The organism is Alteromonas sp. ASW11-130 (assembly GCF_026183735.1).
Taxonomy (GTDB): Bacteria; Pseudomonadota; Gammaproteobacteria; order Enterobacterales; family Alteromonadaceae; genus Alteromonas.
This window is the reverse complement of sequence record NZ_JAPFRE010000005.1, coordinates 1-22986: the sequence shown is the minus strand read 5'-3', so window position 1 is coordinate 22986 and position 22986 is coordinate 1. Positions and strand designations below refer to the sequence as shown.

The following is a 22986-nucleotide window of genomic DNA, read 5'->3' as shown; positions in this document are numbered from 1 at the left end:
GGTCATACCGAGTGGAGTTTTTATGAAAGTGTGTGCGGTCGGTCTTCGCGGTATTCCGGATGTGATGGGCGGAATCGAATCGCATTGCCAGCAACTTTATCCCAGAATGGTTAGCGAAGGCGTGGCTATAACAGTAATAGGTCGTTCGCCCTATTTGTCGAAACGGGAAAGTACGTACCACGGTGTGAAAATACGTTCTGTATGGGCAATTAAGAACAAATTTCTAGAAACAATACTTCACACTTTTCTCGCCATCCTTTATGCGCGTTTCGTGGTTAAGCCTGATATTTTGCACATTCATGGCATTGGGCCAGCTTTGTATACTCCCTTAGCCAAACTGTTGGGCTTTACCGTCATTGTTACTCACCACGGTGCAGACTATGATCGTCAAAAATGGAACAGCTTCGCGAAAGGCATGCTAAAGCTGGGAGAATCAATGGCAGTGCGCTTTGCAGACAAAACGCTGGTGGTGGGTCGCTCACTCACCTACAAATTAAAACGTCGATTTAGCAAACATGCTTCGCGTATCTTTTTTATTCCCAATGGTGCCCTTACTGGTGTCGATGCGTCGTTAGGTATAAGCAAGCTCCCCAAAGAGCTGGGACTAAAAGAGGGAAACTATATTCTGACCGTCGGAAGACTCGTGCCAGAAAAGGGGTTCCATGATTTAATCGATGCGTATCGGAAATGCGATAGTCGCTACAAGCTGGTTATCGTCGGCAATGCTGATCATGAAGATGAGTATTCAATGCGTTTGATCTCGCAGCGCTCAGCGAACGTGATTTTTGCGGATAGACGCCAGGGGGATGAGCTTCAGGCGCTGTATAAATTCGCCCGAGTTTTCGTTTTACCTTCTTATCATGAAGGCTTGCCTATTGTTGCTTTAGAAGCAATCAGCGCGGGAACCGACGTATTGGCTTCCGATATTGACCCAAACACGGATATCGGTCTGCCTTCTGACTGTTATTTTCCCGTAGGTGACGTGGCTGCGCTCGCAGATAAGTTATCTCACTTGGATAGACAAAACCTGAAATTAGACAAAGACGTATTTCTCGCCCGTTTTAATTGGGATGAAATCGCACTTGATACCAGGCAACTGATGGAAAAAACTTTGCCGAGCCAGAAAGTTCAAAGACAAACGGTGAAAGAATGAGTCATAAGCAGCGTTTGTATTTGTATCCTTTTGAGCACAGCAATGCGTTTATCAGACGTACGAAGGAAGCGTTTTACGAACTGGGTTATCACCCACAGTCGTTCAAAAAGCTATTTGCGCTACGTAACCTCTTTAACCGAAACCACAATGCCGTAGTATTGAATTGGTATGAAGATCAACCGTTCCGTAAAGGGCTGAATATCGTTACCCGGCCTTTGTTCATAATAAGTTTTGTTCTCACTTTAATCGGCATGCGTTTATTTAGTAATAATGTGGTGTGGGTGCGACATAACTTCAAACCGCATAACGTGGTTAAAGCATCCATATTATATAAATGTGTTACTGGCATGCTTCAAATCATAGCGAACAAGGTAGTAACGTTAGAACCTACTCCTGAAATTAAAGCACTGGTGGTAAAACATCCACTCTATAAAGACGATGCACAATTACTTTCTACCATGCATGCATCTCAGCAACACGATAAGTCCATAGACTACTTATATTTTGGGTCAATAAAACCTTACAAACGTCTTGACGCACTATTGGCAGTTTGGCCGGAAGATAAAGCGTTGGTTATTGCGGGCTATTGCTCCGATCATAACCACGCGGCAGAACTAAGACAGCTCATTCGCGCGCGCCACCTGAAAGTGACCTGGGAAAATGCGTTTTTAAGTGATGAAGAACTGGAAAATACAGTAGCTTGTAGCCGTTTTGTCATTCTACCCCATGATGACAATGCCATGATTTCTTCCGGAACATTTTATTATGCGCTGGGACTGGGAGCGAATATTATCTGTTTTGATTCTGCCTTTGCCAGAGGTAAGGCACGAGAATTTCCTTTTGTGAAAATTGTGGACCGGCAGCAGCTTGCCTCACAGTTAGATGCCGTTACTTACGTAGGATCTAATGAGGTATTGAGCAGAGCGTATCATCTCTATAATGAAAAAGCGGTCGCCGAGTCGTGGCGGCCTGTGCTATCCCACACCCGCTTTACCTAAGAAGGCACATAGTAAAGCGGGCCAAGCTATTTTGTGTTAATGGTATTAAAAATTTCGTAATCGATCTCACACAAATTTTTGATTTTCTCCATCACGCCTTTATTCGATGTGATTTCGCGGTAGGCTTGCTGATTCGGGCTCTCGTTTTTACTGGCAACCTCAATTTTCGTGTTAAATACCTCGTTAAATTTTTGCTGCCATTGAGACATGTTTTCCAGGGTGCCGCAAACCGAAAACTGACCTAAATTGGTAAGTGCCGCATCAACTACTAGTTTGGGATTAGCGAGGATGGCATCCACCTCTTTTGTGCCTGAAAAATATCTGGCATAAGTTAGCGCAGAGGATACTGCTTTTTCAGACTCAAGGTAGCTATCAAGCGTATCATTATGTTTTTGCCACTCAGAAGATTTAAATCGGTTGTAAACAAACTCTGAAATAAAGCGTTTAGCCGGATCCCGTAATATCGTGATAAAGTGCCAGTCATTGCAATATTTACTGACCACCTGCGGATTGGCTACACAATGCCCGTTGGTGTAACGCATTTGCGGATCGTTGAGTTGAAAAACAAGTTGCGTCTCGCGCGCAGTCATCATATCAATATTAAGTAAATCTGCTGCGACCTGGCTGCTTTTTAGGTCAATGAAACCAGTATAGCGGGTAGCTTTAAGCCACAAGGGATAAGTCGAACTATAAATCGCTTTAGAAAGGGAAACACCTGCACATTTAGGCACATGGCAAAAGAAAATCCTTGGATATCGAGCCAAAAAATTTTTCGACTGGCGTTTCAACAATTCTTGCATGATTCTTGCTCCATTTTTTTCATAATTTCCAATATGATGCGTCGATGTCGACTGCAATCTTAAGCTAACAATTAGGGATTCTATGGGTTTTACCGTTAGCGTTGTTATAACTACCTTTAACCGTCCGGCTGAATTGAAAGAAGCATTGGATGGTGTTTTTGCGCAAATTGAACAACCTAAAGAGGTGATAGTTGTAAATGATGCATCTTCCTTGCCATACGAAGATATCATCAGCGAATACGAAGGCAGACCTGAATTTGTTTATAAATTTCTGCCTTCATCATCAGGCGCGAATAAGGCGCGTAACCTTGGCGTCGACACAGCAACAGGTGACATTATTGCATTTTTGGACGATGACGATATTTGGATGCCCGATTATTTACTTGAACATATTAATGCGTATGAAAAGGGTGCCGATGCGGTAGTCAGTGGTTATCAAAACTTAGGTTCTAAGCATGAGGTGTATGTTCAGCCCACTGAAATTGTCGATGAACAAGTACTCCGCACCGGTAATCAATATTGTGGGATGAGCGGCTTTAGCATGAAGCGCGAATTGGCCCTTAGAGAGCGCTTTGACGAAGCGTTGCCAAACGGACAGGATTGGGACATGTACGTGAGGTTACACCAAGCGGGTTATAAGCTGATGAATATTCCCAAAGCCATCTTTTATTATCGCTTTCAGAATATGGATGGCATCGGTGCAAAAGTGGCCAGGATGACACCCGATGAAGCAGTAGTCCGTTTGCGTTCTGCCGACAAACATCGTCAGTTTTTGGGGGACGAACATTATCGTCGACGAGTCGCCGCACAGTTACTTGTTTATCTGCCGTTGAAGAAACAAAAGTTAAAGTGGGTGATTAAGTCGGTACATCTGGCCGGGCTCAAAGTGACCCTTTCTCATTTGTTAAGGGTAACCACTAAAAAAATACGTCAGCGGGCTTCTTCCTGAAGACCACACCGAGGATTTGAATGAATTACTACGAAGAACAGTTTCAGGAAAAATTTCACTACCCGATAGAAACAAACGTCACTAAAACCCTCATCATCGCATCTACGGTACGGTCAGGCAGCCACATGCTGGGCCATGCTTTACATCAGACGGGTGCTTTCGGTTTCCCTTTGGAATATGTCAATGAGAAAAATCTTGAACGCTGGAAGAGCATTTTTAATACCCGCGCATTAGACGATACGTTAGCGCAAATTCAAAAACACCGCACCTCGCCTAACGGTGTTTTTGGGATCAAAATACACTATTCTCACTTACGTCAGTTGGGTGGATTTGACGGGCTGAAAAAGCTTTTTGTTAACCCATCGTTTATTTGGTTGACCCGTGAAGACATAATCGCCCAGGCAGTTTCTTTGTCTATTGCTAAGCAAACGGGCGCATGGATTTCACAACAAAATGTGGAAAACGAAGATGTGACTTATGATGCGAAACAAATTGATGAGGGGGTACGCCGAATTATTTTTGAAAATGCCTCCTGGCAATATGCACTGAATGCATCGGCGAGTCACTTTTTACACGTGAACTTTACTGATGTGAAGAACAATACGGCAAGCATCATTCGTAATATTGCTGATTTTATGCAGGTGGACATAGACACCAGCAACTTACCCCATAAACCCGTGACCAAAAAACAAAGTAAACACATCAATCAGTTATGGATTGAGAAATTTCAAAAACAATTCGATGGCAGGACACAGCTTATTAGCCTGAATAATGAGAGTTTTTTTCATAAGCTTTCCCGGAAATTCTCGTAAACTACCTGGCGTAATTGCCGCGTCGTATTATTTACAAGGAATAATTATGTTTTATCAATGGGCAGAACACATCATTCGCAAGCACAATAAAACGCGTGTGTTCTGGTGGGAGCCTAAAGATCATCGACCTAATATTGGCGACTATGTCGCATACGATTTAGTTTCGCGTATTTTGTCGATGAAAGGACAATTCATCAAAAATAAGAAAGACAATAAGCATAAACTTTTGACGGTGGGTTCAGTGCTGCACTTTGCCGATACTGGCGATACAGTGTGGGGTACGGGGCTTAACAAGAAAATGGCAGACGACCGCAATCGTTTTGACAATCTGGATGTTCGTGCTGTCCGTGGCCCTCTCACACGAGATTACCTGCTGACGCGGGGGATCAATGTACCTGAAGTTTTCGGTGACCCGGCTATTCTATTGCCTTTGTTCTACCCTAAATCTTTGCTGCGCAACCGCAAACTTAAACGCGATTTTGTGGTGGTGAATCATATGAACGATGATATGAAGAAGTACCAAGGCTACGAAACTCATCTTGTCTCTCCTATGCAATATCCCGGTTCATTTATCGAACAAATTGTTAATGCTGAGCGGGTCATCTCGAGTAGCCTCCATGGCGTTATTATCGCGGAAGCGTATGGAATTCCAGCTGTTTATTACGATTCTGACAGCGGTGAGTCGATGTTTAAGTATCAGGATTACTATCAGGGAACTGGCAGAACCACCGTACCGAAAGTGAGTACAATCGCAGAAGGGTTAAGCTTGCCCGTTATGTCACCTCCCGATTTTACGCCGATAGCTAAAAAACTTTATTCTACCTTTCCATTTGATTTATGGCTGTGAAGGGGCTTCGGGAGGGGATGGGACTTTCGCACTTTTAAGTTGCGCCCCTTTAAGTTCGCTTAATGCAGAAAGAGTCGGCTTCCTATAAAACAGCAATAACAAGCCTGAGTAAATCCCTGCACCGATGGCGACTAAGGCGGCCAGCTCAATAAAGACATTCTCTAATCCCAGCAGGCGGAAGCGCTCCACGGAAAGTACGCTTGCAAACATTATTAAGCCGACTAATGAGAATGGCCACGTCGGCTTTAAGCCTGACATAATACCGATCCCCATATGCTTTTTTACCACCGCGAATTTTAGCACTACAGTAATATAATTGGCGATAACCCAACCAATAATGACCGCAACCAGCCCCCATGGAACCATTATCAGCGGCACTATCAGATTAACCACCAGATTAATGAGATTTAGCGTAAACGCCTGTTGTGGGTATCCGCGGGAAATGAGCAGATTGGGTAGATAGTATGCCATAACCTGTGTCGGTGCGATGAGGGCAAGTATGGAGAGTAGATAAGCACTTTGCACCCATTTGTCACCAAACACAATGTCAATAAACGGGTGTGCTACCGCACCGATACCAAAATAAACCGGTACTACAAATAAAGCAGTCAAGCTGACAATGCGCTTAAAGGCCAGATGGAGTCGATTTTCTTGTACACGAGCAAGACTGGCCAGCGCAATGCGATTTAACGGCTGAAAGGTTAAGTTGTTGATAACCGAAAAACCTTGTTTAGCGACAGATGCGTAAGCAAAGGTCGCAGCCCCTAAAAAGGAAGCAATGATGATATTTGAGGTGCGAGTGGAGAAAAAATTAACGAACGACATGGCGATAAGCGGTTTAGCAAACCGGATGATTTCCGGCAAGTGGCGTTTATCGTGCACTTTGCTTGGCGAAAAGGACGATTTGTAACAAGTTAGAGCGGTTGAAACCACGCTTTGTATGACTTTACCAAATATAATGGCCCAGGCTCCAAAGCCCACCAAAGCGGTAACAATTGAAACAACACCACCTACCAAGACACCGGCCATGTCATAGGCCGCCAGTTTTTTGTTCTCAAATTCCCGCTCTAATTTAGCTTTGTGAACTAAGCGGAAACCGTTAGATACCGGGATGATAGCCAGTGCTGCGATAAGTTGTGCGGCTAATTCAGAGTAACTGTAATAAGCAATAGGGACCGCGAGTAAAAATATTAAAACGGCTATTGCGGCTGATACACCTATTAGTATCCAGAAAGATAAGCTGGCAAAGTCATCGTCCCATTTATCCCGCTGAATAAGGTTCTGGCTGATACCGACGGTAACAAACAGATTACAAAAGTCGACTACCATTAGACAAATAGCCACAAGGCCGAATTCTTCCACACCAAGCAACCTTGCCATAATGGCATAAACCGCAAAATTTATGAGCTGTGCAAAGCCATTGGCCGATAGATTAAAAAAGGCTCCAGTGACAGATTTTGCTTTTAAGGACATTAAAACGGACGTTCCTTGTAGACTTCAATAAGCGAGGGCAGGCAAAAAGCCTGCCATAGAATGATTACGATTACTATCGATAAGGGTTTAATTATACTGCCTTACATTATTGCGAGCGGGTATTATCGGTAACTGGGATTATGCCATACACAAATTCTGCCTTGTCATCGCTAAGCTGGGTAAAATTATCTACTTCGTACTTATTACATTTAGGCAATGTGACAGATGCGTTTTTGCTCTCAAATATTTGCATAGCGTCATTCTGATTGAGCTTGTTCCCAAAACGATAAGGCAGGGTAATATCTCCTTCCACTTTTGGCCCACCCATTTTTAGATTATACAGGTAGTCGTTTATATACTGATTACCTGAGAACTGTTTAGGGTCGTATACATTAAAACCCACTTTATTAGCATTTTTTTCAGTCACAATGACGTTATTTTGTGAATGTATCCAAAAAGTATCGTCCTCCTGAAAGCGCGAAGCAGTAATACCGTTACGCGCAATGGTAATAAGGTTGTGAAAGAGGTTTACCTGCCCTAGCGGTTTGGTGATAAGGCCCCCAACCTTGATGGCTGCCCACTGTTTACCTCGCTGATCGCCTAAATCATGAATGTAATTATTAAATATAAAGCTGGGTCCTATCCGGGCTGGAGCTGCACTGATGCCCGAATACGTATGAGAAATATCATTGTTATACACCAGAACATTATGTTGACCCCCATCAATCTCAATCGCGTCATCGTTAGCATAGGCGAGGGTGTTGTTATATATGGCGGAATCTCTAACAAAGCCCCCCAATGATTCGGCATTTTTACGGCCTTCAATGACATCATTGAAACGATGTTCTGCAGTGCCGGTAAATACATTGTTGCGTAATATGATTTGACCTTTGAAAGCGGGATCAGGATGGTTAGCATAAGCCAAAAACGCGTTAGCGCCGTTTGGGTGACCATCAGACCAGTCGTTGGCGAAAGGGTTCGGATCGTGGACGTGGCAGTTTTCTATAGTAATCACCCCTGAACGTTTAAAGTACAGGGCCGAATCATAATTGATAGGCTGAGCATCGGGCAATTCGTAAGCCTTTCCATTCTTGATAATATTGGGGTGTCTGCCCCATTTGGCGATATCACATTGATTGATCCAGATGTGATGGGCATGTTCGGCGTAAATAGCGTGCGTACGCCCCCCCCGCACAGTGATATTTTCAAAATACACATAACTGTTGTCGCCAATATAAATTGCATTTTTGCTGCCTTCCTCAGCTTCGATGACAATAGTTGGGTCGCCTACAATCTTAGCCCAGCCATCTTCATTTCCTTCAATATTTAGCTCTTCTAGATTTAAGGTACCCCCTGCGTAGATCTCACTTAGCTGATAAATTTTATTCGGATCAATAGGAGGCTTATCGGGACGAGTAGTAAAACGACTTTCTATGACCTGGGTGGCTTGATTCGCATCCGTTAAGGTAATTTTTAGATCATAAGCTGTATTGGCGTTTAGAAACACAATGGGCCCGGTGAGCACCCCCTGAACAGGCTCCCAGCTTAGGTGGCGAGCGGAGTGCCAACACGGGTCATCCTTTGTTTCACGATATTCCACAGCTGCCTTGACGTTCTCATTCTGATTAAATACGGTAATATTGGCCGACTCAATTAACGGAACGACTGCGATGTCTTTCTCGGGATGACTGGCCGAAGGGGCAGTGGTTGCTTGAGGTATGTATAAATCCGTTTGACTGGCCCAACTATCCAGAGAACTTAAATTAATGTCAGCAAGCGTTTTTAAGTGTCGGTATAACGCGTATCGCTCCACCGGGAATAAGACTAATCCTGCCTTTACATAACCTTTGGTTTTCTCAGGCGAACGGGCGATTAGTGTTTCAACAGAATAACTTAACGCCGTGCGCTGGCGCAACTCATTAAGCAATTCGGCCGCAGGCTGATACGCACTTTCTGGTAACGGCTTTAGCTGCTGGCGATACTTTTTCGTAGCGGCCATCCGCTCTACCAGAGCTGTAATTTCCTCTACCGAAACAAGGTTTTGTTCTTCAATTTTGGTTAAAGCCGCGGCACCAGGTTGACCGGCAATAGGCAAAGTGGCGGGTGGCTTATCCGATTCCACTTTAGTGCAGCCATGTATACTCAACCAGATCACCAATAGCATAATTTCGGCGAAACGCTGCTGAAACGTCATAACTCTATTTATTTTCAAATCGGGTTACCTAGGATAATGTAAAAGCAAAATTGGTTGTCGGTTTGCTTAATTAACATCTTAGTCAAATTTAAGGCAACATTAGTGCCATACCACCTGAAGTAGCATAAGATAAAAAAGTGAGAGATAAGTATTGTGCTTTCTATTGCAAAAGAAGACGCACTTGCCCTGTGCGATTACGTGAGTTCAGATAAAGGAAGAACTATTCTGTCGGATTTAAACTGCGCTTATGCTGTTCCATTAAGGGTTCAATTAAATGTTCAATTAGGTCACGCTCGACGTGCGTAATGTTGTTCTGATGAACCGAATAATTTCTCTCAGCGGTGAATACACAGTGTTGCAGATTGCAATCAATAGGAAAGATATTCAAAGTTGACGTGATAATTTGACAGATTCGCCTAATTGCTGCGCCCAATATCGTTCTGAAGGGGAAAGGTGGCGACAACGCAGGTTGTCGAGCTGGTGTATTAGACGATATCCATCCCCTGCTGATAAACCTAAATAGTGACTAAATGCCAGCACAAACAACAATGATCGTTTGCACTCACTATCGCAATGTAAATAAAGGGCGCCCGCCTGATTGAGCACTTTTTTAAATGATATAAGGTATTGTTGTAAATATGCCTGTTCTGCTTCAACTAGTGGTGTACGAACGTGAAAAGGCATCCATAACCATTTCAGCTCCGCGTGTTGCATAGCCGACTTTAATGTCGGTTCCATTTCTTGTTGAGTTTGCAAGGTAACCAAATGAGTAATGCCGTGGGAAGCTAATAAAGACAGTTCATTTAAAGCGGGCAAGGGGCCTAAACAAACTTTACCATTTAAAATAGAAACTACCGAATTTTGAAAGGAGGTTTGGACACCATCATTCGCTTCAGACATATATCCTGCTAGGCAAAATTAAACTACGTAAAAGTAAATAGAAAAATAGTGACAACTGCAACCTCCAAGTACAAAAAGGTGCCAAATTGCATGGGTATATTTAGTTTTTTTGGCGACGTAAAATAATACACCGAAGCTATAACATAACCCACCGGCCACAATTAGCCATAAACCCGCACCAGGTAAGGCCATGTATAACGGATAGATTAGACCTAACGCTATCCACCCCATCAGCAGGTAAGTCATAAGAGAAACTTTTGGAAAACGATGTTGTGCTATCAGTTTAAATGCAATGCCGCCCATCGCTAGGGTCCATACCACTGCGGTCATAGTAATACCTAGCCAGCCTCCAATAGCAACTAGTAACAAAGGTGTGTAAGTGCCAGCGATCAAAAGATAGATAGCGCTATGATCGAATAATTTCAGCCAACCTTTGGTTCTGTGATGAGAAATTCCATGGTAAAGCGTCGAGCTTAAGAACATTAGAATGAGGGTGGCACCATAAATGGCGGCTGCAGTAATAGCAAGTGGATGCTCAGCGCGAAACATCATAAATACTAAGCCTACTATTGCAGCAATAAAACCCACACCATGGGTAAAACTATTTAACCGCTCTTCCACAACTGAATAAGCTTGTACTTGAATGCTACTCACAAAAATGTCCTCCAGTCATATTTTTAGCAATATTATCTTTTCAGCGTACACTTGTACACCGACTGAAAGGCTAAAGACTTTTTTTTAATGATTAGTTAATACCGCCTACAGATAAAAGGTGCACCATTCACGAATAAATAGAACAAAGAATGCATTTCGCAAAGAGATTTACCCCGATTTCTATAACTATTTCCTCCTTTGATCTAGAACGCATACCTTCGTGTGAAAAAATAGACTTGAGTGTTGATCCAAATATGATACCTTGAGATGTAAAAGGGCCGATTCGGGCGTATTACTTATTGTTTTCACACAATAGTTACTAGGTAAATCACTAATAATAATGCGTATTTATAAAGTTTTTTGTTTTCTATTTGTGTGCATCTCGCTGGCCAGTGACGCAAAGCCATCAGTAAACTTTTCTGGCTTTGGCTCACTTGGTTTGGTCCTTAACGATTCAGATCAGTTCGGTTATCGCAGCGATTTTTCCAAACCTGATGTTGTAACATCAGACGAAATTAATTTTCAACAAACCAGTAAAATTGGCGCACAGTTAGATGTTATTGCTTCTCCAACCCTGGATGCAGTGGTTCAAGTAATTTATCGAGACCAGAACGATCCCACTGTAGGCGACTTAGTTAACTTAGCCTTTGTGCGTTACTCTCCTAACGCTGAATGGGCGTTTCGAGTCGGGCGGACGGCTTTCGACCTGTTCTTGCTGACTGAATACCGTGATATAGATTTTGCCTTACCTTGGGCCCACGTACCTAGCGAAATCTACGGGGTCATTCCTCACCGTTTTTTAGATGGGGGCGATATCACCCATAGTAGACGGTGGGGCTCAATGACACTATCAGGCAAGCTATTCTTTGGAGAAAGTGAATATGATGTGTCGGCATACGATGCGGATGATGTTGTCTCTCTCAATTTAGACAATATCGTCGGTTTGGCGTTAGACGCACAAACCATGAATTGGGATATTGCGTTCAATCATACTCGGGTAAAATTTGATTCAACTTTTGTCACCCCTTGGGTAACAGGTCTATCCCTGTTAAATAAGCATGTACCCATGCTTTCGACTTTGTGGCCTTCGATATCTACGGTTGCTAATAATCTGGATATCAATAATCGGGCAGGGCAATATACTTCTTTAAGCGGTCAATATCGTTTGGATGCCATGACGGTAATATCAGAGTTAGCGTACACGGATTCTGAAAGTTTGATCGTAAACAATATTAAAAGTGGCTATGTGAGCGCGATATATCATGCAGGCGAACATAACTGGTTTGCTACAGTAGCATCAAGCCGTGCAGAAAAGTTCTCCGTTGGCGATATTAACGAAGCTGCTCTTTTTCAAATTCCCGGGGCGACTGAAGCGTTGCTCACTTCACGTTTTTTCCTTAATTTCTATAGTGTTAACCAGACCACCTTCAGTCTGGGTTGGCGCTGGGACTTTGCTGAAAATATATCATTAAAAACCCAATGGGATCATACTAAAATAGTCGATGGGGGGAGTGCCTTAAGGCATTCCCCCGTTGTCAGTAATCACTCTCTGGCTCCGCAAGGACATGTCAATACGTTCTTTTCAAATGTGAGTATCACTTTCTAATGGTAGGAATATCACTTTTAAGAACCATGATACTGGTTGGAAGTATCAGCGTATCCAGCGTGGCAAACAGCTCGAATTTAGTTGTGGTCGTGCATAAAGATAATCCAACGACAATGCTTAGCCGATCCCAGCTTATAGACTTGTATATGGGAAAATACGTGGCGTTTCCTGATGGAAACAAAGCACAGCCTTTAGATATTGAAAGCGAAGAGGCCACCAAAAAACAGTTCTATGAAGCATTGGTTGGTATGCCGCTTAGTCGGGTAAATGCGTATTGGTCGCGGGTGAAGTTTTCTGGGCGGGCCAGACCTCCCATAGCTCAGCAGGATCAGGGCGCCGCGTTAGCATACGTAGCGTCTTCAAATGGAGCGATCGCGTATATCCACGAATCCAATTTAACAGATAACGTCAAAGTGGTTTATCGGTTCGATGAATAAGAGTGGACTTCTCGTTAGGTTAGCTGTTGTGATCGGATTTGCATCGGTGGCGATAGGGTTTTTATCGACCCAGCTTTTCTATCGTCTCACTTTTAATCAGGAAGTCGATATAGCAACACAGAGTATCGAAAGTCTGTTTAAAACTGTGGAAGCGACCGCCGCGACCGCCGCGTATTTAGCTGAACAGGACCTCGCACAAGAGGTGGTGGACGGCTTGACCACCAATGAAGTGGTCGATAATGTAGTGATGTCTTTTGAAGGTAACTCGGTAAAAGCTAACGATAAACCACTACTCGATGCAGTCACCTTTCCTATTGTTTCATTATTTGAGCCAGATCGAGCGATAGGCCAATTACAGATTGCGCCTAATATTGACTATATAGAAACGCGGGCGCAGCAGCTGGCTAGCGAAAACTCTAAAGCAATGATAATGCAAGCAGTGGTTGTTACGGTTGTAGCGATTTTTGTTGCATTTTATTTGATTACCCGCCCCATGATTTCCATTGCACGTGCCTTACACAAAACAAACCCGGGAGGGAGAAGCCGCTTAAGCGTACCCGATTTTCACGGTAATAGTGAATTAGGTATTTTAGTACGCGATGTGAATAAATTATTGGATAAAACAGAAAGTCAGTTCTCCCAGGAACGTAAGTTACGCGAGGAAATAGAAGTACTGGAAAAACGGTTTCGAATGCTATTTGAAAAGTCTATTTCTCCCATCATTCTTATTGAACCGCGCGGAAATATTTTACTTTATAATAGTGCATTTGACCAAACCCTATCTAAGTTAGGGCTATCTTTTCGCAAGAGTTTTGGGCCATTGTTGGAAGAGTTGTTCGTGGAACCCGAAGCACTGTCGGAGTCAGTAGAAAGAGCATTCGCTAATGATGAGATTGCTACCGGTGAATTTCGTTTACGGACTACTGATGCTTCTGAATCGATGTGGGTACAAGTCATTGTCACGTCTATCATCAGTGAAGACTTGCGCGAATATTACCAAATAACGCTTCACGATATCTCAAAGCGGAAGCGTGAACTCGACGTGCTAGCCTATCAGGCGGATTTTGATAAGCTGACGAAGCTCAATAACAGGCAAGGGTTAGAAAAGCACTTGCACCAACTGATTAAAGAGGAAAAGCCTTTTACACTTGTGCTGATGGATTTGAACTGGTTTAAACAGGTCAATGATATTTATGGCCATAAATCCGGTGATGAAATCTTGATTTTTGTGGCAGATAAGATCAAAAAAGCGATTCGCCCTACCGATCTAGCAGGTCGCTGGGGAGGAGATGAATTTGTTTTAATTCTAAATAATGCAAATCAGACACTCACAACACAAGTGGTCGAGCGGTTAGTTCGCTTAATTTCAAAGCCATATTATCTACGTAAGTTTGATAAAAATGTAACTATTGGTGCCAGTGCGGGGGCCGCGTCGTTCCCCACAGATTCAAGTGACCTGCAAGCTTTATTGCATTTGGCAGACCAGGCTATGTACCAAGCCAAAGAAGTGAAAGAGACTTGTCCCGACGACTTTTTACGCTTTGCGCAACCGCTGATAACGGAGGAGGAGCATGTCTGAGTCGGCAAGTCTGTGGCGAGCATTCGGTGCGTTGCTTACACTTGAAGATATCAAGTCTCGGGTTACCCAGGTTAAGGCAGTTAGTGTTGTATTCATCATTCTGTTCATTTTGATGAGTTTCAGTAGTGCAATCCATTTAAAAGGCGAATGGATAGTCGAAAGTCTTGCAATTGTGGCTATCCTAATAGGACTGAATTGGTTCTTAACTACAGACACAACCAATATAGTGGCCGGCATGATGCTCTGGACGGTTACTATCTTCACCGTATCCAAAGCTTTTTACTTTGATGGCCTGTATGACACGGCGTTATTACTGTATCCCTTTGTCGTGATATTTGCCGTATTTTTAGGCAGTCGCATAATGGTAATACCGCTCGTTGGATTTATGCTATCCAGTTATTATTTTATTGCTTATGCAGTGTCAAGCAGGATGATTGACAATAACGTACTTACCGCTTATTCAGCCTGGGCCAAAGCCAATGATATGGCTATTTTACTGGTTACCTACGGTCTAGGCATTGCCGTTATCGGTAAATTTATACGCGCACTCATTACGAAATTATCGCAACAAAAAGAGCAAAACCGCCTTGCTAACGAAGAGTCAAAGAAACGTATTTTATATAGTGAATTGACGGGGCTACCGAATGCAGTGAGTTGCAAACATGACATTCAAGTGTACTTTCAGAAAAATCCTAAGAATGGGAGCCTGTTAGGTTTTATTAGCCTGCACCTAAATAACTTTAACTGGATTAATTCTACGCTAGGGCATTCTTTTGGAAATCAATTATTGGAATTGCTAGCAAAACGGTTTGAAAATCTTGTTGATGATAAGACAAGGGTTTATCACACTTCTAATATTGAGTTTTCGTTTACCAAGCGCGTTCCCGACTACGAAAGTCTTAATGATTTTTGTAACCAAATTATCCGCATGACGATAATGCCAGTATCTATGCCCGATTATGGATATGAAATAAACTGTTCAATAGGCGTAGCGGCAGCACCTTTTGACGGCACCACGTATACCGATTTGCATCGCAAAGCTAGTTTTGCAGTGTACAAGGCTAAGGAAGATGAGCCCAATTCGTATTATTTTTACGATAGTGAAATGGAAAGCTCTATTGTCCGGCGATTAGATATGATACGCGAATTAAAACACGCTATCGAACATAATGAGTTTTCGCTCTATTATCAACCTAAAGTCCATTTGGCAACAAACACCATTGTGGGCGCAGAGGCGCTTATAAGATGGCATAAAAATGGAACTATCGTCCCCCCAAATGAATTTATCCCTGTGGCCGAAGAGTCTGGTTTAATTAACGAAATTGGAAAATGGGTAATAGAAAGTGCGTGTAAAGAATGTGCGAAGTGGCAAAAAATTGGTATGAAAGGCATCACCGTCGCCGTTAATTTATCACCGGTCCAGTTTAAGCGTGGAAACTTACCAAGCCAGGTTTTTCGAGCACTACAAAAATATAATCTTGATCCTAATATGCTTGAACTGGAAATAACGGAATCATTATTTATCGACAATGCAGAGCATGTTAAACAGCAAATTCATGTAATGGCTGAAAAAGGAATTAATTTTGCCATTGATGACTTTGGCACGGGGTATTCGAATTTGAATTATCTGAGCCACTTTAACGCCTCCACCCTTAAAATAGATATGTCTTTCGTTCGAAATATGCTGCAAAACACCCAACAACAACACATCGTTAACGCTATCATTAAAATGAGTCGCGTAATGGACTTAGAAAATGTGGCTGAAGGCGTAGAAGATGAGCAAACAGCCCGAGAACTGATAGCCCAAGGGTGTGTCTACGGACAGGGCTATTTTTGGTCACCCCCCGTTCCCAGCGACAACTTTCTTCGTCTACTTAAACAGCAGGCTTGCGCGGCTTAGCCGACATACGCAATATCGTAAGGTCAGTCAAAGGTCTAAGGTGTGAATAAATAGTGAGCATTTTGAAAGATCGCCATTAAATTTCTTTCCTAATGGATTGATTCAAAAGTTGCGTAGCGAAGTGTTCGTGTTACTCTTTATTTTGGAAATTTTTTAGAAACAGAGCGCAATGGCATCGCAACAAACTCTCACTGTCAATCAAAACCTGACAATACGTCTGCTGAGAGTACTACGTTATAACAAAGCTCGCATTGAACGGTCTTTATCATTGCTGTCCGAAGAACATCGCCCACTTTTTCATGTTTTACCTTTCTTGTTGCATGTTAATCACCCCGATTTACCCGGCTATATTGAAAACGAAAATACACCTTTCGGTCTCAATAACTATTCGTATCGTGACCAGATAAAAAACGCATTATGTGAAGTTTTTCCCACGTTGCATGGACGGTTTGACGATATTAGGCAGCTATGGCCGCGAAAGCGTGCGATAGATGCGTTAGTGTTAATGGGCAGTATTGGCACTATCGCCCAATCTACCGATTCCGATTTTGACTATTGGGTGTGCATTAGTGGTAATTCGCTGTCGTCAGAAGCACAAGTGCTATTGCAGACTAAGTTGACTGCCATAGAGCAATGGGCCGAAGCCGAGTATGGAATTGAAATACACTTCTTCTTGTCTGATATTAACCGGGTCAAAGCGTGTGATTTTGGTGTAGCGGAGGGGGAAAGCGCTGGTTCTGCGCAAGCTGTTTTGCTTAAGGCCGAGTTTTATACTACCAACATAGTGGTGGCGGGAAAGGCTCCTTTTTGGTGGCTGGTGCCCGAAACATTTTCCGAGCAGCAATACTATTCGCTGATGGATCAACTTAATGAGGGCGGCTCCCCCGATCCTAATTGGTTTATGGATCTTGGCCATTTGGAAAAATTAGACCCTAACGAACTATTTGGGGCCGCCATCTGGCAGCTAGGAAAGGCGATGGATTCACCCTTCAAGTCAGTGCTAAAGATGGCCAAGCTGGAGGTATTTTTAGAAAACCTCGAGCACGAGCAGCCTTTATGTAATTTATTGAAAAAACGTGTGCATAACGGAGATGATGCTCCAGGATCCGTAGCGGTCATCGATCCTTATGCCCTCATGTTCGATCAACTTATTCAGCATTACGAGTCGAAAGAGCAGTACGAAGTAGTTACACTCTTAAGAGAGTGCTTATATATTAAATGTGCCCCCCGGCTTAGTTATCCGGTAAGAGAGGGACAGGCCACCTTTAAGCGACGGATTCTGGCTGGATACGCTAAACAATGGGGCTGGATAAAGTCAGAAATACGGCATTTAGATAATCTGGATGAGTGGTCTTTTCAAGAACTGGTGCAGTTATCACGACGAATTCATCGTTTTCTTATTCAATGCTATCGCAGGATGTCAGGCAAACTTGCAAAAGAACACCAACTGGTAAGTAAAGAAGACATGACGGTTATAGGCAGGAGACTTGATACTTTTTATTCAAAAAAGGAACACAAAGTCGCGTTTTTGCGAAGTGGCTTTGATAATCGGGTTTATTGTCCGAAAGTAACCCTTAAGCTGGCTAAAAAACGAAATAATAAAAAGGTGTGGAGCGCATATTCTGGCGACCTGTTAGGCCAACATGGCGAGGTGCTAGATGAAACAAAGATGATTCAATTTTCATGTCCTGTTCGTCTTTTTATGTGGGGTGTGAGTAACCGAATTGTAAATAACGACACCCAGATTTTTCTCGACTATGATACCGACCCCATCACCGAATTTGATGCGCAAAACCTGATCAAACACACATTGGATTTATTTCCCCCTGTCAAAATTAATGCACTTCCCCGGGAAGACTTGCTTGCTCCGCAACACATTAAAAAGTGCATGGTGATATTAAATTTTACTACTTCGCGCGCAAAAGTTACGGTGGAAGAAGTGTTGGTCGCCTATTCCACTACTTGGGGCGAAACGTATATTGTAGAGGGCTTTGAAGCGCTTGATGCGTTATGGTATGAATTGCAAGAAACGGCTCCGCGGCCGCCCTGCTATGTTTTTGTACCTGAGAGTAAACATAAAAAATATATCTTCGATAGGTTTGTAGAAAAAACTGAATTAGCGTTTACCTTATTGGACTAACGCTGACCAAAATTATAAATACAAACAAACGTATAAATGAAACTGCTTAAAGCGTAAGACGAATCCACACAGGCCTTAAGTGGTCAAGAATGTATAGCTAAAGACGTTGCGTTTAGTGCCCAATTTCTAGACGGCGCGCGTTGTTGAATTGGACGGTAGAGCCGAACCATCGTATGGCCGTTTTCAATATGGTAATTATGCAGAAAATGCGCGGACCCTATCAGTATATTCTCGCAATCAGCACCTGTGCCACCTGAAATGTTATCTGGTTACTTTCCAGAACGTTATTTCAAGGTGGTGAAAGCTTGTCTATCGATCACTGCGTATTCACGGCGTGTATTGCTGAATTGGTTATTGTCGACCGGAGTTTTGATTTTTTTATCTTAATGCAAATCGATTGGTGCACAATCTATAACTTGGTTGGACGGTAGCTTTAGTGAAGTTACTCAATTAATGTCATCTACTGCATTGGCGCTAACGATGTGACAAGTGCTGCGTCGCTATTCAGTCCGTTCAGGTGCTCAGCGTGGCCAACGCATTATCACTGCCTCCTCGTTTGTTGGCAGCCTATTTACACGTAAAATTATAGGAAAAGGTATGCGGCCCCCAGCTATGTATTCGCAGGCCTATCTCTTGAATGTGGTGGGTGTCGCCACCCTAATACTGATGGCAACCTTTGCTGTCATACTTTGGCAATACCAACTTAGGTCACACGACGTAAAACCAGAACCTGCTTCACCATTAGTCGTTAATAATAATGACAATGACATGCAACTGGCAGATCTGTTTTTAAAGGCCGATTTTAAAATGGGGGATGTAGCGAATAAGTTGAAGGTGTCAAAATATAAAACTAGTCGTGCTAGTAGACATGCAATCGAAGCAACCAGTTTAGAAAGCGGTTTCGCGTTAATCGCGCCTTTAAAGCACTGGAAGGATGTACGCCAAGCCAGTATCGGAAAGGTGCGCTGAATTAGTCTGCAAAGAATGTATATCGGGCGAGTGAAATAATAAACAGGCGCTCTAGCGCCTGTTTATTATTGGGGAATGGGTCATTAGAACTTATGTTCTAAACCTACACCTAACCAGTTTTTATCTTCGCTGTTTTCGAGAGCAGCATCGGTATACCAGACATAAGCTTTCGTGTTTTTAGCTAGTTTGTAGTCTGCGCCAATCGACGTGCTAGAATCATCTTCAAGAGTTTGATGTTGAGCTTTAAATTTCCAGTCATTGAAGCTGTAAGATGTACTTAAGGTGAAACCGTTTTCGCTTTTTCCATCAACTACCGCTTCCTGGTTGTGTAAGATACCACCCACCGTCCAGTCGTCGAATTTAGCGTGCACAATCGCACGCTGCGCATCATATCCTTTTACTTCGCTGTCAATTGCTACGGCAGCGTAAAGGTTAGATTTTTTGAGCTTTTTATCACCAAAAGACAAGGCCGCTGACACACCGTCTGAGCCTTCTACTTCATCTTCGGCAATATAAGTCACAGAGCCTGTGAATCCTGAAAAAGTCGGGCTGATATAAGTAACAGAGTTACTCATACGGTTTTCACCCTTCCACAACGCCTTAAGGTCACCTTCATAATCGTTGAACATGTCAGCCGGTTTACTTAAATCCTTAAGCACGGTGTCTCTACGTCCAACCAAAACTGTTCCGAAGTCGCCCTTCAGACCCACATACTGGTTACGTGACTTAAGGTTATCCGAGCCAGATGCATCTGCAACATCAACCTGCCATTCCAGTAAATAAACGGCTTCTAGGTTTTCGGTTAGTTTATAGTCACCTTTAACGCCAAAGCGTGAGGCATTACTTTTCAACTCAGTGTAGCTGCCTTCGCCTTCATCAGACATTTGGCCACTCACATTTACTTTACCGTAAACACTAAGGGAATCGGCATAAACAGAAGACATACCTAGCGCTGATAATACAGCGAATGAAAGAGGTTTAATAAAACGCATAATACAAATTTCCTAAAAAAGGCCTCAACATGGCGCGTACGATATGACATCTATGTGACAGTTTTGTGACAAGTCATAATATTTGTCACCAATTCGTCAGTTAAAAATCATGGACATGCTTTGTATCGCAACCGAAAGTGAATTTCTGATATAAATTATCATACCTGATTATCTTTATTGATAAGCTAATCCGGTTTATCAGTTTCTTGGTTTACCATACCCTGACTAAAGCAAAAACCTGAATATTATGGCAAATATTGAGGCTTTTACTAATATAAGTTAACCGCAATGTTATTTTCCAGAGGTATACGTATTGTGAAAATGTTTTCGTGGGATCTTACCATCCGCCAAAAGCTAACGTTAAATGCGGTCATCACCGCAATAGGCCTGATTATTCTCGTGGCAGCGCTTATGCGTGATACGCGATCCCAGGCCGATACGGCGCAGGCGCTTACTGAGCTAAAGGCGGTTGAAGCAGGGATTTTGCTTTTAAGACGAAACGAAAAGGATTTTCTGGCCAGAGTAGATTTAAAATATCAACAGAAGCTCAATCAGAATTACAACCAACTGCAACAAGAGATAGTAAACTTAAAAACGCGTTTGGCTGAGAAGGAGATAGACGTTGGTCCAGTTAATAATTTGCAACAACATCTGCAAAATTACCATACCGCATTTAATGAACTCGTTGTATTACAACAGCAGATAGGATTAAACCCGAAAGACGGATTATACGGAGGGTTGCGCGCTTCCGTCCACGCGGTTGAGGAAATTCTGGAAAATAACAATGAAGATGCGCTTCTCGCTAGCATGTTACAGCTTAGACGTAACGAAAAAGACTTTATGCTACGGCTCGATATGAAGTATCTGGATAGGTTTAGTCAGAATGTTGATAAGTTTATTAATCAAGTGCGCAACGCCAATTACACTCCTCAGGTTGAAGCCAACCTTATTGCAACCATTAATAACTATCAGGCTCAGTTTCGAACTTTGGTAGATAAACAGCAGGAGCTGGGATTGTCTGCAGACCAAGGTAAGCTGGGTGAAATGCGAGAAGCAGTACACCAAACTGAAGTCTCTTTGGACAAGTTGGAAGCGTCCGCTCAAGCCAGTTTAGCCGACAGTGAACAACAAGCGGTCATGTTAACCATTGTTGCGGTTGTTGTAATTATCGGGGTTATTCTGGCTTCTAACTGGTATATTATGCGGGCCATTATTAAGCCCCTTACGCAAATTAACGACCGGGTACAACAAATACGTCGCACCAACGATTTAACCTTACGGACAGAGGTTCAGGGACGGTCTGAATTGGCAGGGCTAAGTTCATTTATGGACGCGCTGCTTTCACAGTTTCAAACAATTTTGCAAGAAGTAAGCAAGACAATTAAATCGATTGAGAAAACAATTGGCAACCTGGCTGATAATGTCATCAGCACGAGCGAAGGTATGCACGAACAAGAAGTGCAGAGTGATATGGTGGCTACGGCCGCTAATGAAATGGAAGCCAGCATTTCCGATGTGTCTAATAATACTAATATGATGGCTGAAAGAGCGGAAGCTACGCGTGCCGATACCATCTCGCGCAAAGAAGATATCGATAATAGTGCGCGCGAAATCACTACCTTGTCTGAGCGACTAGACGAAGTTGGAAAAGTAGTGGGTCAATTAGAGGACGATAGCCACACAATCGGATCTGTATTAGATGTTATTCGCGGCATCGCTGAGCAGACAAATTTACTCGCCTTAAATGCAGCCATAGAGGCCGCCAGAGCAGGCGAACAGGGACGTGGGTTTGCGGTGGTCGCTGATGAAGTTCGGAACTTAGCAATGCGAACGCAAGAATCGACACAGGAAATAGAGTCAATCATTTCTACGCTGCAAGATCGCACTAAAACTATCGTCACTGAGATGAAGACGTGCCAAGAACAAGGAACGCGCAGTGCACAGAAAGTGGCGGAAGCGAGCGGTGCACTCACCACCATGACCGATGATATTGCGATGATTGTAGATATGACAGTGCAGGTGGCCGAAGCGATAAGCCAGCAGACTCAGGTTACCGCAGATGTGAATAAAAACGTGCTGAAAATAAGAGACATTTCTGCGCAAGTAAACGCAAAAGCCGACCAAAACGCGAAAGAAAGTGAATCCCTTAAACAGCAAATTCATGGATTAGGGCATACCATCGCGCAATTCAGAGTTTAATTATCTTAAAAAGGGGTCAGAGTCTGAGGGATCCCCACGAATTTGATTTCATACGCTTCCAGCCCAGGCCTTGTCTATCAAGGAGCTGTACCACTCCAGTGCAGCTTTCCACTGTCGCATGGTAAACCGTATTCGGCAAGCGATGGCTCTGAGCCCAAGGTAGTGGAACGATAATACATTCCTGGTCTCGGTATTGGCTTGGTATCGGCGATGTTTATTCGAAGAGACGAGCACCATACCAAGAAGTATAGCAAGTAGAGAAGCCAGTGTAGTCAGCAGCACTAATAGCGTAAGACGCTGCTTTTTGACACTCTTGTTTTGTTCGTAACCTAATCCGAACTTCGTGCTTTTCATGTCTCTAAAGCCCTCTTCAATCTGCATACG

18 protein-coding genes and 1 pseudogene are annotated in these 22986 nt (G+C 43.1%); 12 read left to right on the top strand and 7 right to left on the bottom strand.

The genetic code is table 11. The features are described from left to right. Positions 1-22 precede the first annotated feature (22 nt). Positions 23-1153: a glycosyltransferase family 4 protein gene (locus tag OPS28_RS01055; RefSeq protein ID WP_265607570.1), complete on the top strand. Its 1131-nt coding sequence runs from the start codon at positions 23-25 to the stop codon at positions 1151-1153. Then, a complete protein-coding gene (locus OPS28_RS01050; protein ID WP_265607569.1) occupies positions 1150-2151 on the top strand; it encodes a hypothetical protein in 1002 nt (333 codons plus the stop codon). The genes OPS28_RS01055 and OPS28_RS01050 overlap by 4 nt, the downstream gene beginning before the upstream one ends. 26 nt (positions 2152-2177) lie before the next feature. Here the strand turns inward: OPS28_RS01050 and OPS28_RS01045 are convergent, their stop codons facing one another. Next, positions 2178-2951 (bottom strand): sulfotransferase family 2 domain-containing protein, encoded by a 774-nt coding sequence (locus tag OPS28_RS01045; RefSeq protein WP_265607568.1) that lies wholly within the window; start codon positions 2949-2951, stop codon positions 2178-2180. An 82-nt stretch (positions 2952-3033) separates the two neighbouring features. Here OPS28_RS01045 and OPS28_RS01040 point away from each other — a divergent pair, with 82 nt between their 5' ends. From OPS28_RS01040 to OPS28_RS01030, 3 genes are read left to right on the top strand one after another with little or no spacing between them, the layout of a single operon-like run. After that, entirely contained in the window at positions 3034-3900 is an 867-nt protein-coding gene (locus OPS28_RS01040) for a glycosyltransferase family 2 protein (protein WP_265607565.1), read from the top strand. Positions 3901-3920: 20 nt separating this feature from the next. Continuing rightward, entirely contained in the window at positions 3921-4712 is a 792-nt protein-coding gene (locus tag OPS28_RS01035; RefSeq protein ID WP_265607563.1) for a Stf0 family sulfotransferase, read from the top strand. A gap of 46 nt (positions 4713-4758) precedes the next feature. Beyond that, positions 4759-5559 carry a polysaccharide pyruvyl transferase family protein gene (locus tag OPS28_RS01030; RefSeq protein WP_265607561.1) on the top strand — a complete coding sequence of 267 codons (801 nt, stop codon included), beginning with the start codon at positions 4759-4761 and terminating at the stop codon, positions 5557-5559. Here the strand turns inward: OPS28_RS01030 and OPS28_RS01025 are convergent. From OPS28_RS01025 to trhA, 4 genes are all read right to left on the bottom strand, one after another. Continuing rightward, the gene (locus tag OPS28_RS01025) at positions 5548-7032 is read right to left on the bottom strand and encodes a lipopolysaccharide biosynthesis protein (protein ID WP_265607559.1); all 1485 of its coding nucleotides are present in this window, start codon (positions 7030-7032) and stop codon (positions 5548-5550) included. The genes OPS28_RS01030 and OPS28_RS01025 overlap by 12 nt on opposite strands. Positions 7033-7138: 106 nt before the next feature. After that, positions 7139-9244 carry a right-handed parallel beta-helix repeat-containing protein gene (locus tag OPS28_RS01020; RefSeq protein ID WP_265607557.1) on the bottom strand — a complete coding sequence of 702 codons (2106 nt, stop codon included), beginning with the start codon at positions 9242-9244 and terminating at the stop codon, positions 7139-7141. 366 nt (positions 9245-9610) lie between these two features. Further along, a complete protein-coding gene (locus OPS28_RS01015) occupies positions 9611-10126 on the bottom strand; it encodes a hypothetical protein (RefSeq protein WP_265607556.1) in 516 nt (171 codons plus the stop codon). A gap of 18 nt (positions 10127-10144) precedes the next feature. Then, positions 10145-10786: a PAQR family membrane homeostasis protein TrhA gene (trhA, locus tag OPS28_RS01010; protein WP_442863962.1), complete on the bottom strand. Its 642-nt coding sequence runs from the start codon at positions 10784-10786 to the stop codon at positions 10145-10147. Between the two features lie 334 nt (positions 10787-11120). On the opposite strand from trhA, the gene OPS28_RS01005 reads away from it, so the two are divergent. The 6 genes from OPS28_RS01005 (at position 11121) to OPS28_RS00980 (ending at position 19411) form a co-directional block, all read left to right on the top strand. Further along, positions 11121-12386 carry a hypothetical protein gene (locus OPS28_RS01005; protein ID WP_265607552.1) on the top strand — a complete coding sequence of 422 codons (1266 nt, stop codon included), beginning with the start codon at positions 11121-11123 and terminating at the stop codon, positions 12384-12386. Next, the gene (locus OPS28_RS01000; RefSeq protein WP_265607551.1) at positions 12386-12823 is read left to right on the top strand and encodes a hypothetical protein; all 438 of its coding nucleotides are present in this window, start codon (positions 12386-12388) and stop codon (positions 12821-12823) included. The genes OPS28_RS01005 and OPS28_RS01000 overlap by 1 nt, the downstream gene beginning before the upstream one ends. 28 nt (positions 12824-12851) lie before the next feature. Further along, positions 12852-14402, top strand: a complete 1551-nt coding sequence (locus tag OPS28_RS00995) for a GGDEF domain-containing protein (RefSeq protein WP_265607549.1) — start codon at positions 12852-12854, stop codon at positions 14400-14402. Continuing rightward, positions 14395-16302 carry a putative bifunctional diguanylate cyclase/phosphodiesterase gene (locus tag OPS28_RS00990; protein ID WP_265607547.1) on the top strand — a complete coding sequence of 636 codons (1908 nt, stop codon included), beginning with the start codon at positions 14395-14397 and terminating at the stop codon, positions 16300-16302. Before OPS28_RS00995 ends, OPS28_RS00990 begins: the two co-directional genes overlap by 8 nt. 169 nt (positions 16303-16471) lie before the next feature. Then, entirely contained in the window at positions 16472-18442 is a 1971-nt protein-coding gene (locus OPS28_RS00985) for a class I adenylate cyclase (protein WP_265607545.1), read from the top strand. Positions 18443-19039: 597 nt separating this feature from the next. Beyond that, positions 19040-19411, top strand: a complete 372-nt coding sequence (locus OPS28_RS00980; protein WP_265607543.1) for a hypothetical protein — start codon at positions 19040-19042, stop codon at positions 19409-19411. An 83-nt stretch (positions 19412-19494) separates the two neighbouring features. Here OPS28_RS00980 and OPS28_RS00975 read toward each other — a convergent pair whose 3' ends face one another. Then, a complete protein-coding gene (locus OPS28_RS00975) occupies positions 19495-20403 on the bottom strand; it encodes a porin (RefSeq protein WP_265607542.1) in 909 nt (302 codons plus the stop codon). Between the two features lie 321 nt (positions 20404-20724). On the opposite strand from OPS28_RS00975, the gene OPS28_RS00970 reads away from it, so the two are divergent. Then, positions 20725-22602, top strand: coding sequence for a methyl-accepting chemotaxis protein (locus OPS28_RS00970; protein ID WP_265607738.1), 1878 nt, complete (start codon positions 20725-20727; stop codon positions 22600-22602). A gap of 48 nt (positions 22603-22650) precedes the next feature. Here the strand turns inward: OPS28_RS00970 and OPS28_RS00965 are convergent. Then, a pseudogene (locus OPS28_RS00965) lies at positions 22651-22986 on the bottom strand (IS4 family transposase); the annotation flags it as partial.

Coding starts and splice junctions, on each gene's coding strand:
- OPS28_RS01055 (WP_265607570.1), top strand. CDS start 23: ATGAAAGTGTGTGCGGTCGGTCTTCGCGGTATTCCGGATGTGATGGGC.
- OPS28_RS01050 (WP_265607569.1), top strand. CDS start 1,150: ATGAGTCATAAGCAGCGTTTGTATTTGTATCCTTTTGAGCACAGCAAT.
- OPS28_RS01045 (WP_265607568.1), bottom strand. CDS start 2,951: ATGCAAGAATTGTTGAAACGCCAGTCGAAAAATTTTTTGGCTCGATAT.
- OPS28_RS01040 (WP_265607565.1), top strand. CDS start 3,034: ATGGGTTTTACCGTTAGCGTTGTTATAACTACCTTTAACCGTCCGGCT.
- OPS28_RS01035 (WP_265607563.1), top strand. CDS start 3,921: ATGAATTACTACGAAGAACAGTTTCAGGAAAAATTTCACTACCCGATA.
- OPS28_RS01030 (WP_265607561.1), top strand. CDS start 4,759: ATGTTTTATCAATGGGCAGAACACATCATTCGCAAGCACAATAAAACG.
- OPS28_RS01025 (WP_265607559.1), bottom strand. CDS start 7,032: ATGTCCTTAAAAGCAAAATCTGTCACTGGAGCCTTTTTTAATCTATCG.
- OPS28_RS01015 (WP_265607556.1), bottom strand. CDS start 10,126: ATGTCTGAAGCGAATGATGGTGTCCAAACCTCCTTTCAAAATTCGGTA.
- OPS28_RS01005 (WP_265607552.1), top strand. CDS start 11,121: ATGCGTATTTATAAAGTTTTTTGTTTTCTATTTGTGTGCATCTCGCTG.
- OPS28_RS01000 (WP_265607551.1), top strand. CDS start 12,386: ATGGTAGGAATATCACTTTTAAGAACCATGATACTGGTTGGAAGTATC.
- OPS28_RS00990 (WP_265607547.1), top strand. CDS start 14,395: ATGTCTGAGTCGGCAAGTCTGTGGCGAGCATTCGGTGCGTTGCTTACA.
- OPS28_RS00985 (WP_265607545.1), top strand. CDS start 16,472: ATGGCATCGCAACAAACTCTCACTGTCAATCAAAACCTGACAATACGT.
- OPS28_RS00980 (WP_265607543.1), top strand. CDS start 19,040: ATGCGGCCCCCAGCTATGTATTCGCAGGCCTATCTCTTGAATGTGGTG.
- OPS28_RS00975 (WP_265607542.1), bottom strand. CDS start 20,403: ATGCGTTTTATTAAACCTCTTTCATTCGCTGTATTATCAGCGCTAGGT.
- OPS28_RS00970 (WP_265607738.1), top strand. CDS start 20,725: ATGTTTTCGTGGGATCTTACCATCCGCCAAAAGCTAACGTTAAATGCG.